Origin of the sequence: Pseudodesulfovibrio pelocollis, from assembly GCF_030282845.1 — a bacterium.
GTDB lineage: Bacteria > Desulfobacterota > Desulfovibrionia > Desulfovibrionales > Desulfovibrionaceae > Pseudodesulfovibrio > Pseudodesulfovibrio pelocollis.
This window is the reverse complement of record NZ_JASTWE010000015.1, coordinates 37,919-52,324: the sequence shown is the minus strand read 5'-3', so window position 1 is coordinate 52,324 and position 14,406 is coordinate 37,919. Positions and strand designations below refer to the sequence as shown.

Here is a 14,406-nt window from a genome sequence, read left to right as displayed (position 1 = left end):
CTGAAAACGGAAAAGGGACGGCGGAATACCCCGCCGCCCCTCGCGTTGTTTCAGGGGAACCGGCTATTCGTCCTCGCTGCCCTTCCTGTGGGCGGCGATGACCTTTTCCGCTTCCTGAGGCGGGCATTCCTCGTAGGAGGCGAACTCCATGAAGAAGGTGCCCTGGCCGCCGGTCATGGAGTTGAGATCGGGCGCGTACTTGAGCATCTCGGCCATGGGCACATGGGCCTTGACCTCGGTGATGCCCGCCTGGGAGTCGGACCCCAGCACCTTGCCGCGCCGCGAGGACAGGTCGCCGATGACATCGCCCATGAAGGAGTCCGGCACGGCCACTGTGACGAGCATGATCGGCTCGAGCAGGGCCATCTTGGCCTTTTCGCACGCCTTTTTGAAGGCCAGGGAACCGGCCACCTTGAAGGCCATTTCCGAAGAGTCCACGGAGTGGTAGGTGCCGTCGTAGAGGGTGACCTGAAAGTCGATGACCTGGTATCCGGCCAGCACGCCCCGGGCCGCGGACTCCTGGATGCCCTTGTCCACGGCCGGGATGAACTGGCGCGGGATGGAGCCGCCCACCACCTGATCCACGAACTCGTACCCCTCGCCCGAGCCCCTGGGGGCCACATGAATCCAGCAGTCGCCGAACTGGCCACGGCCGCCGGACTGCTTCTTGTGGCGGCCCTGGATCTCGCGCGCGCCGGTCTTGAAGGTTTCGCGATACGGCACCTTGGGGGTCTTGAGCAGAATTTCCGTCTTGTAGCGCCGCTTGGCCTTCTCCACCGAGACCTCGATGTGGTTCTGGCCCATGCCCGAGAGCAGGATGTCGCCGGACTCCTCGTCGCGGCTCAGGGTCAGGGTGATGTCCTCGTCCAGCAGCTTGCCCACTGCGGCGTAGACCTTGTCCTCGTCGCCCTTCTCGGCCGGGGCCAGGGCAAAGGTGATCAGCTGCGGGGACATCTCGGGCCTCTTGAGCACGAAGCTGCCCTTCTCGGCCGTCAGGGTGTCGCCGGTGGAGGTGTTCTTGAGCTTGGCCAGGGTGACGATGGAGCCGGGGCCCATGGGCGTCTTGGACTGGACCTGCTCCTTGCCGTTCATCAGCAGCAGCTGGCCCACGCGCTCCTTCTCGCCGTTGCTGGCGTTGAGCAGCGCCGAGTCGGGCTTGAGCTCGCCCGAGAGGACGCGGACCACGGTCAGTTGCCCGGCAAAGGGGTCGGCCAGGGTCTTGAAGACGAAACAGGCCAGGGGCTCATCCGGGGAGCTGGCGCGCTCGCCCTCTTCGCCCTCCCAGGCCTTGTGGGCCAGGGGGTCGGGCAGCAGGCTCTGGACGGTGTCGAGAATCATCTGGCCGCCCTGGTTGTTCAGGGCCGAAGCCACGACCACGGGCACCAGCTCGCCCACGGCCACGCCCGCCTGCAACCCCCGGGTGATGTCTTCCGGGGAGAGCTGGCCCTCCTCCAGATATTTTTCCATCAACTCCTCATCGCTCTCGGCGATGTTCTCGATCATGGCCTCGCGCAGGGCCTCGACCTCGTCGGCCACCTCGTCGGGGATGGCCTCTTCGGAGACCGCGCCGTCAGCGCCGAACATCAGCGCCTTGCCGGACATCATGTCCACCACGCCCCGGAAGTCCTCCTTGCTCCCCACAGGGTAGTAGAGCAGGGCCGGACGGGCGCCCAGCGCATCGGAAATGCCCGCAAACGCCGTGTCGAACTCGGCGCGGTCGCGGTCCATCTTGTTGATGACGATCATGGCGGGCAGCCCCATGCCCTGGATCATCTGCCACACCTTGCGGGTCTGCGGCTTGACGCCGTCCACCGCGTCGATGACCAGCACCGCGCCGTCTGCGGCGGTGAGGGAGTAGGAGAGGTCCCCTGAAAAGTTGGAATCACCCGGAGTGTCGATGAGAAAATGGTCGTTTTTCTTCCACTTGAAGGTGGCGATGCCGGGCTGGGTGGAGCCGCGACGCTTGATCTCCTCGGGCTCGTAGTCCAGAACGGTGCTCCCTTCCTCGACCTTGCCCAAACGATTTATCACACCGGCGTTGAAAAGCAGCATTTCGGCGACAGTGGTCTTTCCGCTGCCGCCGTGGCCGACGAGTGCGTACGTTCTCTGTGTCTTCAGGTCAGGCATTTTCTACTCCGCTGGTATTTATTGGTTTTTCCTTTGGTCAGGGGAACCTCGGACCCCATGGCAGCACTGGTACTTGGTTTTTCACAGGTTTAGTCCTATAGGAAGAGCAACGCGAGATTGTCAAGGGGGGCCACCCAAAAAATCTGCCCCCATGATGCTGTTTTTTTTAGCCATTTTGTCGAATCTTTCGGGAGGCGGACAACAAAGTCTCGCTTTCCCGAACAGTTACCCACCGGCGAGCACACACCAGGAGCCCGAAGTGCATCTTTCAAACGAGACCGTGACCGCCCCGGCCAGCGCCATCCGCACCGCAGGGGCACACCTCTTCTGGGCCGCCGAGCCATCGCCCGGCCTGATCCGCTCCATGGCCCGCCACGGCCAGGCCCAGGCCGTGCTCGTCCGGGAGACGGCAGACGGCCTCGCTCTGGTGGCAGGATACGCCCGGGTGGCCGCCCAGGGCCAGCTGGGCCAGCCGGTCCTGGCCCGGCTGGTGGAGACGGCCGACCCGGTGGAACTCGGCCTGCTCTATCTGGCCGACAACAGTCTGCGTCCCCTGGACGACGCCATGCGGCTGGCCGCGCTCCGCTACTTCCGCCTCCTGCTCGACGACGCACAGCTGGCCGGGGAAGTACTGCCCTGCCTGGGCGTCACCCCCGGCAGCCGCGATGCGAAGCTCCTGGCCGACTGGCTCACCCTGGCGGACTCCTGGCAAGGGCACCTCGCCGCCGGACGCGTGCCCCTGGCCGCCGGGACCGTCCTGACCCGCATGGACGAGGCGGACCGACTGGCCGTGGCCCCCTTCTTCGCCGAGCTGTCGTGGTCCCGCTCCAACGCGGTCAACCTGCTGACTTGGCTCTACGAGGCGTCGAAGATGACAGGCAGGCCCGTGGCCGAGGTCATGGCCGACTCCGGCATGAGCCATGGCCCGCTGCGCGAGCTTTCGCCCAAGGACGCCATGGCCCGGCTCACCGCCCTGGCCCGCGAGGCGCGCCAGCCCACCCTGCGCGCCATGCAAACGCGTTTCGACACGGCCGCCCGGAAACTGGTCGCTGACACCCGCTGGCGCGTGGCCCAGCCCGACAATTTCGAGACCAACGGGGTCGAACTCACCGTCCGCATCGCCGATCCCGGCCAACTCGAACAGGCCGTGCATGATCTTCAGGCCATGGCCGACCGGCCGCATTGGCACCAACTCTGGGACACCACCGCAGACCATGACTGATCCCTCCCCGCTGCCGTCGCACCTGCGCCGCATCGCCCAGGTCTTTGTGGACGAGTCCATGGCCGACTCGCCCCTGGCCCGCCGCGTGCGCCACAGGCTGGCCGACTCCACCCATGGCCACATCCCCTGGACCGTGGTTCCGGCCGGGGCCGACCGCGTCCACTTTGACCGGGGCGCTGATCAGGCGCTCTACCTCAAGGAATACAAAGGAAAATTCCTGCGATTCTGCCCCGGCACCCGCGCCTACCACTGCTGCGCCTACCGCATCATCCACATCGGCGAGAACTGCCCCATGGCCTGCTCCTACTGCATCCTCCAGGCCTACTTTCAAGACCGCGTGCTCAAGATATGGGCCAATCAGGACGACCTCTTCACCCAACTCGGCGAGGCTTTCAGCGCCGACCGCTCCACCCGGTTCCGTGTCGGCACCGGCGAGTTCACCGACTCCCTGGCCCTGGAACACCTGACCGGCTACAGCCGCGACCTCATCGCCTTTCTCAATGATCACGACAATGTGGTCCTCGAACTCAAATCCAAGGTGGTGGACCTCTCCTGGATGGACGCGGCCAAACGCACGGACCGGGTTCTGCCCGCCTGGTCGCTGAATGCTCCCTTCATCAACGAACACGAGGAATTCCACGTCTCCACCCTGACCGAGCGCCTGGAGGCCGCACGCACCTGCGCCCGGGCCGGGTTCCGGGTCTGCCTGCACTTCGACCCCATCATCCACTTCCCCGGCTGGCGCGAGGGCTACGCCCAGACCATCGACATGATCTTCGACTACCTCACGCCGGACCAGATCGCCTACATGAGCCTCGGCTCCTTCCGCTGCATGCCCCAGCTCACGCCCATCATCGCCGACAATTTCCCAAGCGCCACCTACATCTACAACGAGTTCGTGCCCGGCCTCGACGGCAAGGCCCGGCTGCTCCGCCCCCTGCGCCTTGAGCAGTTCACCTTCATGGTCGACCGCCTGCGCGCCCACGGCATGGACAGGCAGCTCTACTTCTGCATGGAATCCTCGGAAGTCTGGCAGCAGGTATTCGGCCACACCCCCAGGCACCTGGGCGGGCTTGCCAACCACCTGATGGCCCGGGCCTTCGGGGAATAGCACCCCTCGGCTTACGCCCCCGCCTTGATGAAGACGGCGTCGACGATGGCCCGGGCCTCCTGCTGGATGGCCTTCAGGTGATCCGCGCCCCTGAATGATTCCGCGTAAATCTTGTAGATGTTCTCGGTGCCCGAGGGACGGGCGGCGAACCAGCCGTTGTCGGTGACGACCTTGAGGCCGCCGATGGACGCATCGTTGCCCGGAGCGCGGGTGAGCTTGGCCCGGATGGATTCCCCGGCCAGGGTGTCGGCCGCGACCATGTCCGGCGTGAGGCAGCAGAAGGCGGCTTTTTGTGTTGGGGATGCGGGAGCGTCGATGCGTTGATAGATGGGCGCGCCGTGCTCGGCTTCGAGATCGCGGTAAATCTCGCCGGGGTCGCGCCCGGTGCGGGCGGTGATCTCGACGGCCAGCAGGTCCATGATGATGCCGTCCTTGTCCGTGGTCCAGACGGTTCCGTCGCTGCGCAGGAAGCTGGCCCCGGCCGATTCCTCGCCGCCGAACCCGCACGAGCCGTCGAGGAGTCCGTCCACGAACCACTTGAAGCCCACCGGAACCTCGTGCAGACGGCGGCCCAGGCTGGCGGCCACCCGGTCGATCATGGAGCTTGAGACCAGGGTCTTGCCCACGGCCGCGTCGGCCGACCAGCCCGGGCGGTGGGTAAAGAGATAGTGCACGGCCACGGCCAGGTAGTGGTTGGGGTTGAGCAGGCCCGAGCTTCTGGTGACGATGCCGTGGCGGTCGTAGTCCGGGTCGTTGCCAAAGGCGATGTCGTACTCGTCCTTGTGCCGGATGAGGGAGGCCATGGCCCAGGGGGATGAGCAGTCCATGCGGATCTTGCCGTCCCTGTCAACAGTCATGAAGGCGAAGGCGGGGTCCACGACCGGGTTGGTCACGGTCAGGTCGAGGCCGTACATCTCGGCCAGGGGCTCCCAATAGGCGATGCCCGAGCCGCCCATGGGGTCCACGCCGATCCTGAGGCTGGCATCGCGGATGATGTCGAGGTCCACGACATTGCGCAGATCAGTGATGTACGGGGTGATGAAGTCGTGATGCTCGGTCGTGGGGCTCCTCATGGCGCGGGCGTATGGGATGCGTTTGACGCCCGCCAGGTTTGCCCGCAGCAGCTCATTGGCCCGGTCCTGGATGGCCCTGGTGGCCGCGGTTTCGGCCGGACCGCCCTCGGGCGGGTTGTATTTGTAGCCGCCGTCGCGCGGCGGGTTGTGGGACGGGGTGATGACCACCCCGTCGGCCAGTCCGGTGGTGCGGCCCTTGTTCCAGGTGAGGATGGCGTGGGAGATGACCGGGGTGGGCGTGTAGCCGTGGCCGCGCTGGATGCGCACCATGACCTTGTTGGCGGCGAAGACTTCAAGAGCGGTGGCCAGGGCTGGTTCGCTCAGGGCGTGGGTGTCCATGCCCAGATGGAGCGGGCCGTCGATGCCCCGGGCCGCGCGGTGTTCGCACACGGCCTGGCTCACGGCCAGGATGTGGTCCTCGTTGAAGCTGCCGTCAAGGGACGATCCTCGATGGCCCGAGGTGCCGAAGCTCACGGCGCAGGCCGGGTCAGCCGGGTCGGGCCTGGTCTGGAAATAGGCGGCCACGAGCCGGGGGATGTTGACAAGGATGTCCCTTGGGGCAGGCTTTCCGGCCAGTTCGTGCTGGGGCATGGCGAGGTCTCCGTTTCGTTGCAGGCTTTCGCGTCACACGCAAAAACATAACATCAAAGTCGCGACCCTGTCATGTGCTGCGGTGGTCGCGATGCCACGGTCCTGCATATGCAAGCCAAGATACTTGGCTACAAATAGTAACTATTAACTACAAACCAGATTATAAAGGAAGATTTTTATCAGGCATGGCAATTGGCGATGATGTTTCCCGATGGTCAGCGTGTGCCGCCGTTTGATCGACCGATCACTTGGCGACGGGGAGGCGCGTCGAACCGCGGGCAGCAACGCAGTCTGGAGTAAAGCCGCATATGCGGCGCAACCGGAAAGGACAAAGGAGCAATGCAAGATGTTTGATTTTGTGAACAAGAGACTGGCGAGCGCCGTGCTTCTCCCCGTCATCGCGTCCATCATCCTGGGGGTGGCCGCCCTGGTCTGGTATGTCCGGGGTTCCTCCTATGCCATGATCCTGGAGACCGAGACACAGGCCGCCGCAAGCCAGGCCGCCAGTGTGACGGCCGCCCTCGACCTCTTTGTGCAGGACACGCTGGCAGCGACACGGGCCATGGCCGGGCGGTGGGAAGTCGTCGCCGCCCTGAGTTCCGAATCGGACGCCGCCCACGCAGTGCTTTCGGACTATGCCAGGGAGAATCCCAACCTGTGGGCCGCCGTGGCCTTTGACACGCGCGGGCGGGTGGTGGCCGGAGCCATGGCCGATGGCGGGAACATGATCGACCTTGACGTGTCGGATCGCGACTATGTCCGGGCGGCTCTCGGCGGCGAGGCAGCCTTCGTCTCGCGCACGGTCTTCAAGTCACGCACCGACGGGGCGCTGACCTTTGCCGTGAGCGCGCCGGTGCGCGACAACCGGGGCACCATTGTCGGCGGCGTGGCGCTCTTCTCGGCCTGGGACATGTTCGGCCGGAACTTCGTGGACCCCGTTGTCATCGGGCATGAGGGATACGGCTTCATCTTCGACGAGACCGGCCGATTCATCTATTACCACATTGATCGAAACATGGTCCTGGAGGATTTCAGCCAGCACGAGTTCGTGCGCCGGGCCATGACCATGCGCAACGGCGAAATCACCTACGACTGGCAGGGACGGGCCAAGGTCATGGCATTCAGGACCGATCCGACCACGGGCTGGATAGTGTGCATGTCTGCCTTCGAATCGGATCTGGCGGCGGGCGCGGTGCGCCAGGGGTATGTCCTGATGGGCATCGGCGCGGCCATCGCGCTGGTGGTGTCCGGTCTGGTGGCCTTCTTCCTGCGCCGACTGGTGGTGACGCCGGTGACCAGAGGCATGCACGCCTCCAACAGCCTGGCACAGGGCGACCTGACCTTTGACCTGCATAGCGACTCGCCCAATGAGTTGGGGCGGCTGACCCGCGCCCTGGGCGAGATGATCGGCTCGCTGCGCAGCGTGGTGGGCACTGTCAAGTCAGCGGCCGAGATCGTGGCCGCCGGAAGCGAGGAGATCGCGGCCTCGGCCGAGCAGATGAGCGAAGGCACTACCGAGCAGGCGGCCAGCGTGGAGGAGATATCGGCCTCCATGGAGCAGATGGCGTCGAGCATCCGCCAGAACATGGAGGTGGCCCGCCAGACCCGCGACATGGCCGTCAAGATGGCCAGCGACGCGACCCTGGGCGGCGAGGCCGTGTTGCAGACCGTGGCCTCCATGCGCGATATCGCGGACCGGACCTCGGTCATCGAGGAGATCGCCCGACAGACCAACCTGCTGGCGCTCAACGCGGCCATTGAGGCGGCCAGGGCGGGCGAGCACGGCAAGGGATTCGCCGTGGTGGCGGCCGAGGTGCGCAAGCTGGCCGAGCACAGCGGCGAGGCGGCGCGCAGGATCAGCGAGCTGACCGGCAGCAGCCTCAAGGTGGCCGAGGAGGCAGGAGGCATGCTCCAGAAGATCGTGGCCGACATCAAGCGCAATGAGCAACTGGTGGACGAGGTGGCCGCTGCCAGCCAGGAGCAGGACGCTGCCGCCGTGCAGATCACCCAGTCCATCCAGCACCTGGATATCGTGGTCCAGAAGAACGCCTCGTTCTCCGAGGAACTGTCGGCCACGTCCGAGGAATTGTCGCAGCAGGCCGTGCAGTTGCAGCAGACCATGGAGTTCTTCACCGTGGCTGACGACAATGGCAGGGGCCGGACCGAAGCAGTCCGGGTGGTGCCGGGCCGTCCGGCTGCGGCGCTGCCCCGTGGCAGGAACGGCCTCGAACTCATGTAGCTCCCGGCAAAAACCGGCGCGGCGGCGCTTCCGGCATGGCCGGGAGCGCCGCCTTTGCCTTGGCCGGGCGGGCGCGTGTCACACGGCTGTTTCCAGACGCTTGCTAAAACACTCCCCCTGTATTAGTTTGCGGAGGAACCGTTTTGTCTCAACCGGCGGGAAAGATTGATCGATGCCAGCCAACAAGGTCACTGCCAAGGACATCCGCGAGGACATCGCCCGCGCCCGCGCCTATGCGGGCAGGAACGATTACATGCGCACGCTCAGCTGTCTGGCCAATGCCGTGCGCGGATTGGTCCTCAGCCAGATCTTCGGCGCGGAGAAGTTCGAGATATACGCCCACCTGGAAGAGGCCCTGCGCGACCTCAACAAGATGAAGATGATCAAGCGCCTCTTCCCCGACGGACTGACCTTCACCCGCGGCAAGGAAAAGGCCTTTTACCAGACCCTGATGCGGCTGCACGGCAAACTCGGGGAAGCCATGGAAAAGGCGCGGCTGACCAAGATGCGCCAGCGCCTCGCCGTACTGGACGACAACCTGATCAAGGCGGGCCAGCTGATCAAGGACGGCAACAAGCTCGAAGCCCGCAAGTTGTATCGTAAAATTTCTGAATATTTCAAGGACATCGAAGGCATAGACTCTGACATCGGCAACAGGCTGACCATGTTCGGCATGTTCCCCGAGGCCGTGGAATATCTGACCAAGGCGCTGGCGACCGCGGCCGCAGACACCCGCGCCCACAACGCCCTCATCCTCTGCTACGAGGGCATGCGCGAGCATGCCAAGGCCATGGAGGCGGTCAAGGAAGCCATGCGCCGCCTCGGTCCCAGCGAAGGCCTCTACCTGCGGCTGGCCAAGCTGCACCTGCTCAAACGCGAATGGGGCCAGGTCCACACCAACGCCCAGGCCGTGCTGGATCGCAACCCGCTCAACTCCGAGGCCCAGAAGCTCCTCAAACAGTCGGAAACCAAGGTGTTCGCCCGCCAGTCGGAACCAGCTTCCTCCCCGGGCACGGCACCGGCCAAGCCCAACGGGAAAACCCACAAACTCGAACTCTAGCCCCCGGGCTCTCAGCGGAGCATGGCGCGCAGCCAGAGCTGAAAGCGCGGCTCGATCTCGCCCGGCGTGCGCGAAACGGCGGGCCGCTGGCTGGCGTAGAGCACCTCAATGCGCTCACCGGGCCGGTAGCGCTCCCATTCCTCGTGGGGCAGACGGGCCGTGGCGTTGCGCACTAGGCCGTCGGCATCCACGTACTTGTAATCGACGAAGAACCGGGAGCCCTCGCTGGTGGCTGCCTCGGCGCGCACGGCTGTGACCACGCCGGTGGTGAAGCTCTCCCCGTAGATGCGGAACCGCTCGGCGCGCAGGATATCGTAGGGGACCATGGACAGGGCGTAGATGATGAGCGCCACGGCCGCGCAGCCAACGACCCCGCGCAGTACGCGCATGGCCGGGGTGCGCCTGACGCGATTGCCCGAGAGAAAGGTCATGGCATTGGATACACGGCCCGGCGCAAGGGCGCAAGGACCGAAAAAGCCGGTTCGGACGGATTTCCCCCCTTGCCATCCGCGACCGGGCCGGTCTACAGTGGAGCAATGGCACAAAAGAGCGAGAAATATCAGGCTGCAAGATCGACCCCCTCCCCTGCCCCCGCCGGGGACGCCGTCGCCCTGATCGAGGGGACCATCCAGCGCATGACAGCCTCGGTGCGCCGCGAGATGGCCGGGAGTCCGGCCATGTCGGCCGTGGCAGCCACAGGCAAGACGCCCGGAGCGGACGACAGCGAAGCCCTGGAGGCCCGTCCGCTGGGCTGGTGGGTGCTCGTCTGCGGCGAACCCCTGAACGAGCGCTCCCTTGCGGCCCGAGACGCGGCCCGCGACCGGCTCCTTGATCAGGTCCGAGCCAGCGGCCTGATGCTGGCCGAAAACATCTGGGTGTGGGATGAAACCGGCATGGCCCAGCTGGTCATCAGCACCGTGCCGAGCCTCAAGCGCGCCGAGCGGCTGGCCAGCCACCTTCGCGGCAAGGGGCTGACCGTCCGCATCCGCCGCGAAAAATTCTGAACAGGAACCCTACCTCCCCGCCGCTGCCCCGGACGGCTCAGTCGATGAGCCCTAGGCAGCGCAACTCCCGCTCCACCACTTCCTGACACACGGGCTTGGGTATGCAGGCCGCGACCTGGCCCATGGTGCCACTTGCCCGCAGGGCCCCTTCATCCTCGTCCAGAGCGGTGGTGATGATGGCCTTGATCCCGCTCTCCGGGGGGATGCCCCTGCCCCGCTCCACACTGCGCATGCGCTCCAGGGTTTCAAGACCATTGATGCCGGGAAGCATCACGTCCATGAAGACTATGTCAAAGGGCGCGGTATCCAGCGCCCCGGAGAAAACATCAAGCGCCTGCTCGCCGCAATCCGCCACACGGCATTCGCCAAAGGACGAAAGAATGAGCTTGAGGAATTCCCGGTTGATGAGGGTGTCCTCGACAATGAGCGCGCGCATGGGGTTGGGCTAGGGCTCCCGGGACAGGAAGGGAGTCAGCTCGGCCACGGCCTCGAACAGAAAATGGTCCACGAGATGGCAGAACATGTGCCCTGCCGCGATGTGGATTTCCTGGATCACGGCGGTGTCCCCTGACGGAACGGTGAGCAGATAATCGGACACGGCGGTCATCTCCCCGCCGCTCTGGCCCGAGAGGCCCACGGTGGAGATGCCGTTGCGCCGGGCCTCGCGCATGGCGCGGACGACGTTGGCGCTGGTGCCCGAGGTAGAGAGGCCCACCAGCATGTCGCCGGGGCGGCCCAAGGCCTGGACTTGCTTGGAGAAGACCTCGTCGAAGCTGTAGTCGTTGGCGATGGCGGTGAGGGCCGAGGTGTCGGTGGTCAGGGCCAGCCCGGGCAGAGGCGGCCGCTCCAGCCGGAAGCGGTTGGTGAACTCGGCGGCCAGATGCTGGCTGTCGGCAGCGCTGCCCCCGTTGCCACAGAACATGACCTTGCCACCGTTGGCCAGACACACGGCCATGGCCCGGGCGATGCCCACCACCAACTCGGCCTTGGCGTCAAAGAACGCCTTGCGCGCCTCCAGCCCGGCCGCGGCGTGGTCCATGACCTTCTTGAGAGCTGTTTCTGACATATATCGTATCCTTGTGGTGCTCGGAATTGAGTGAGGGCATACCCTAATGCAATTCATTGCGGCGCGCAATCGTCCCGGAACGGTGCCCGTCCGCGCCCGGGGACCGCAAAGGGCTTTTTTTCGACCGGTTTTTGGGGTACAGCCCACGGTCAGTCCCGGTCGGCGCGCGACCAGGCCCCATTCCCATTGACCAAAAGTGACGTGAGACAATGACAGAATCCAAGGAAAGCACGGTCCGGCTGCTCATCACCTGCCCTGACCAGCCCGGCATCGTGGCCGCTGTCAGCGGCTTCTTGCACAGGAAAAACGCCAACATCATCCACTCGGACCAGCACTCCACCGACCCCGAGGGCGGCCGCTTCTTCATGCGCAACGAATTTTTCCTGCCCGGCCTCGACCTCGACGGCCTGGCCCTGCTGCGCGAGGAGTTCGCAACACAGGTGACAGACGGATTCATCATGGATTGGAGCCTCAGCCCGGTCTGGGTGCCCAAGAAAACCGTCATCCTCTGCTCGCGGGTGGACCACGCCCTGATGGAACTGCTGTGGCGCTGGAAACGGGGCGACATGCGGGCCGACGTGACCATGGTCATCAGCAACCACCCGGACCTGCGCGGCTCGGTGGAGCACTTTGGCGTGCCCTTTCACCATGTGCCGGTGGGGCCGACCCTGCGCGACAAGGTCCACGCCGAGGACACCATGATGCACCTCATGGAGGGACAGGCGGACCTCGTGGTCCTCGCCCGCTACATGCAGGTTCTGACGCCGGACTTCGTGGCCCGGTTCGACCGGCGCATCATCAACATCCACCACTCCTTCCTGCCCGCCTTTGTCGGGGCCGACCCGTACCGCCGGGCGCACCAGCGCGGGGTCAAGCTCATCGGGGCCACGGCCCACTATGTCACCGAAGAGCTGGACGAGGGACCGATCATCGAGCAGGACGTCATCCGCGTCACCCACAGCCACGACATCGACGACCTCAAGCGGCTGGGCGCTGACATCGAACGCCATGTCCTGGCCAGGGCCGTGCAGTGGCACCTGGAAGACCGCGTCATCGTGGACGGCAACAAGACCATCGTTTTTCGCAGATAGAGGGCAGGCGATCCTGGCCGGGGATCAGGTTTCGGCGGGATCAGGCTGAGCCGGGACGCTCTCCGTTTCGAAGGGTTCGCCGGGGACGACCGCTTCGGCTGGCGGCGCGTCCTGCGCTGCCGCGCCGATGGGGGCGGCTTCCTGCCCGGAGTCGGCGGCCGCTTCGCCCGACGGGGCTGGGGCCTGACGCTTGGTCACGCCATATTTCACCAATATTTCTGAGAGCTTGACCTTGAGATTGGTGGTCGTCCTGGCCACCTGCTCCAGATTGATCAGGACCATGATGTCCACCCGGAAAAGGGCCTGGCCCCAGAGGGCGGCGATGGGCTCCTTGAGTTCGGGCTCCAGGTTGAGCATGTCCATGGCCCCGGCCAGTTGCTTGCCGGTCTTGGGCTTGAACAGGAGCGCGCCCTGGCGGGTGGCGTCGTTGGCAAAGAGCTGGGTCTTGCGGATCTTGGACATGCCGGGCAGGCCGTCCACCGCTGCCGCCGACACCCGCCGCGCCCGGCCGCTGCGCACCTGGATCTTGCCCCCCTCCCCGCGGCCGGTCTCGGCCAGGATATGGATGGTGTGGTTTTCCAGCAGGAAGAAGAGCATTTTTTCCAGCGTGGGGATGCTGAAATCCCTTGAGAAGGGGCGGATGGCCTCGATCTGGTCGGGCACGAACTCTTCCAGGGCGTTGTAGAAATGATCGCTGGTGCGGCCGATGGCAATGGCCGCGCCAAGCCCCACGGCCACCACTTGATCCACCAGAAACTTGAACTCCGTCTGCTCCCGCTTGCGCTCTTCATCCCCTTCCGAGCCTTCGCCCGCGGCGCGCGCCAGGGCGCGCTTGGCGTACAGGGTCTCGAAAATCTCGCTCACCGGGTCGATGCAGGTGATGCGGGCTGCCTGCAGCACTTCGCCGTCGCCGATGTCGGCCGCCTGGGTCAGCCCTGACAACCCACGGGCCAGCACGGTCTTGATGAGCTTGACCCGTTTGCGCCCCTCGAATTCGGTGCGGCTGGCGATGAAGCTCTTCTGGATGCGCGTCTTCTCGATGGCCTGGTTGGTGGGGTTGAGCCCGGCCAGGATGTCGTCGAAGAGGAAGCGGATGACCAGGAAGTTTTTCTCCTTGGTCACGGTGAAGCGCTCGCCGTCGAGGATGGCCCGGTGGGCGTCGGCCACGCGCTTGGCGATGAACTGCTGGACAAACGCCTTCCAGAACCGCTCGTCCAGCTCGTGCTGCTCGATGAGCACGCTATACTCGCGCAGGGCGTCCTGGCCGAAGTAGCGCAGGACGATCTCCTCGAAATTGTCGGTGATCAGGGCCATGGCGTAGACAATGCCCTGCACGCATTTGATGAGTATGGACTCGGTGTTGACCAGCCCGGTGCGCTGCTCGTCCGCCCGCTCCGTATCGCCCGCCCTGACGGCCTTTTCGTAGTGGCCGAGCAGGACGATGAAGCCCGCGATATGCTTGTGGATGTATTCGTAGCCGGGGTGCCCGGCCCGACCGCACAGCAGTTCGATGACGCTCGCCTGCTGCGCCTTGAGCAACGGGTATTCGCTGATGTTGCCGTGGTTCACCCGAATGAATTCCATCAGCAGGTCGCGCTCCATGACCTCGCGGAGCGCGGAGCGCTCCTTGAGGGCGCGCAGCTTCTGCTGATAGGCGGCCAGCCGCTGGTTCTTGTCCAGCTGGGAAGGCCCGGATTCGGGTGCTGATGCGGTCATGTTGTCCCCATGTCGCGGCTCTTCGGGATGGCTATCACCAGAACCCTACGCCATATCTGAATTTTTTGCAAAATATAATTGAGCCGTTCCGGCTCGGTCGCCATTG

At 65.0% G+C, this 14,406-nt stretch carries 12 protein-coding genes; 6 read left to right on the top strand and 6 right to left on the bottom strand.

From position 1 onward, the window contains the following. Positions 1-63: 63 nt before the first annotated feature. Entirely contained in the window at positions 64-2,127 is a 2,064-nt protein-coding gene (locus QQS14_RS07260) for an elongation factor G (protein ID WP_285906306.1), read from the bottom strand. A 259-nt stretch (positions 2,128-2,386) separates the two neighbouring features. Here QQS14_RS07260 and QQS14_RS07255 point away from each other — a divergent pair, with 259 nt between their 5' ends. Continuing rightward, complete coding sequence (locus tag QQS14_RS07255) at positions 2,387-3,349, top strand: ParB N-terminal domain-containing protein (RefSeq protein WP_285906305.1); 963 nt, start codon at positions 2,387-2,389, stop codon at positions 3,347-3,349. After that, entirely contained in the window at positions 3,342-4,460 is a 1,119-nt protein-coding gene (locus tag QQS14_RS07250; RefSeq protein WP_285906304.1) for an SPL family radical SAM protein, read from the top strand. Before QQS14_RS07255 ends, QQS14_RS07250 begins: the two co-directional genes overlap by 8 nt. 11 nt (positions 4,461-4,471) lie before the next feature. Here the strand turns inward: QQS14_RS07250 and pgm are convergent, their stop codons facing one another. Then, positions 4,472-6,124, bottom strand: a complete 1,653-nt coding sequence (gene pgm, locus QQS14_RS07245) for a phosphoglucomutase (alpha-D-glucose-1,6-bisphosphate-dependent) (protein WP_285906303.1) — start codon at positions 6,122-6,124, stop codon at positions 4,472-4,474. A 346-nt stretch (positions 6,125-6,470) separates the two neighbouring features. On the opposite strand from pgm, the gene QQS14_RS07240 reads away from it, so the two are divergent. Then, entirely contained in the window at positions 6,471-8,363 is a 1,893-nt protein-coding gene (locus QQS14_RS07240) for a methyl-accepting chemotaxis protein (protein WP_285906302.1), read from the top strand. 172 nt (positions 8,364-8,535) lie between these two features. Continuing rightward, a complete protein-coding gene (locus tag QQS14_RS07235) occupies positions 8,536-9,423 on the top strand; it encodes a tetratricopeptide repeat protein (protein WP_285906301.1) in 888 nt (295 codons plus the stop codon). Between the two features lie 11 nt (positions 9,424-9,434). Here QQS14_RS07235 and QQS14_RS07230 read toward each other — a convergent pair whose 3' ends face one another. After that, a complete protein-coding gene (locus QQS14_RS07230; RefSeq protein WP_285906300.1) occupies positions 9,435-9,854 on the bottom strand; it encodes a DUF3592 domain-containing protein in 420 nt (139 codons plus the stop codon). A gap of 105 nt (positions 9,855-9,959) precedes the next feature. On the opposite strand from QQS14_RS07230, the gene QQS14_RS07225 reads away from it, so the two are divergent. Continuing rightward, complete coding sequence (locus tag QQS14_RS07225; RefSeq protein WP_285906299.1) at positions 9,960-10,427, top strand: hypothetical protein; 468 nt, start codon at positions 9,960-9,962, stop codon at positions 10,425-10,427. Between the two features lie 37 nt (positions 10,428-10,464). Here QQS14_RS07225 and QQS14_RS07220 read toward each other — a convergent pair whose 3' ends face one another. Both QQS14_RS07220 and QQS14_RS07215 read right to left on the bottom strand, forming a co-directional pair. Next, complete coding sequence (locus tag QQS14_RS07220) at positions 10,465-10,863, bottom strand: response regulator (RefSeq protein ID WP_285906298.1); 399 nt, start codon at positions 10,861-10,863, stop codon at positions 10,465-10,467. Between the two features lie 9 nt (positions 10,864-10,872). After that, positions 10,873-11,493: a D-sedoheptulose 7-phosphate isomerase gene (locus tag QQS14_RS07215; protein WP_285906297.1), complete on the bottom strand. Its 621-nt coding sequence runs from the start codon at positions 11,491-11,493 to the stop codon at positions 10,873-10,875. Between the two features lie 209 nt (positions 11,494-11,702). On the opposite strand from QQS14_RS07215, the gene purU reads away from it, so the two are divergent. After that, positions 11,703-12,584: a formyltetrahydrofolate deformylase gene (gene purU / locus QQS14_RS07210; protein WP_285906296.1), complete on the top strand. Its 882-nt coding sequence runs from the start codon at positions 11,703-11,705 to the stop codon at positions 12,582-12,584. 24 nt (positions 12,585-12,608) lie between these two features. On the opposite strand, the gene QQS14_RS07205 is transcribed toward purU, so the two are convergent. Continuing rightward, on the bottom strand, positions 12,609-14,300 hold the full coding sequence (locus QQS14_RS07205) for an RAD23 family protein (protein ID WP_285906295.1): 1,692 nt from the start codon (positions 14,298-14,300) through the stop codon (positions 12,609-12,611). Positions 14,301-14,406: the final 106 nt, after the last annotated feature.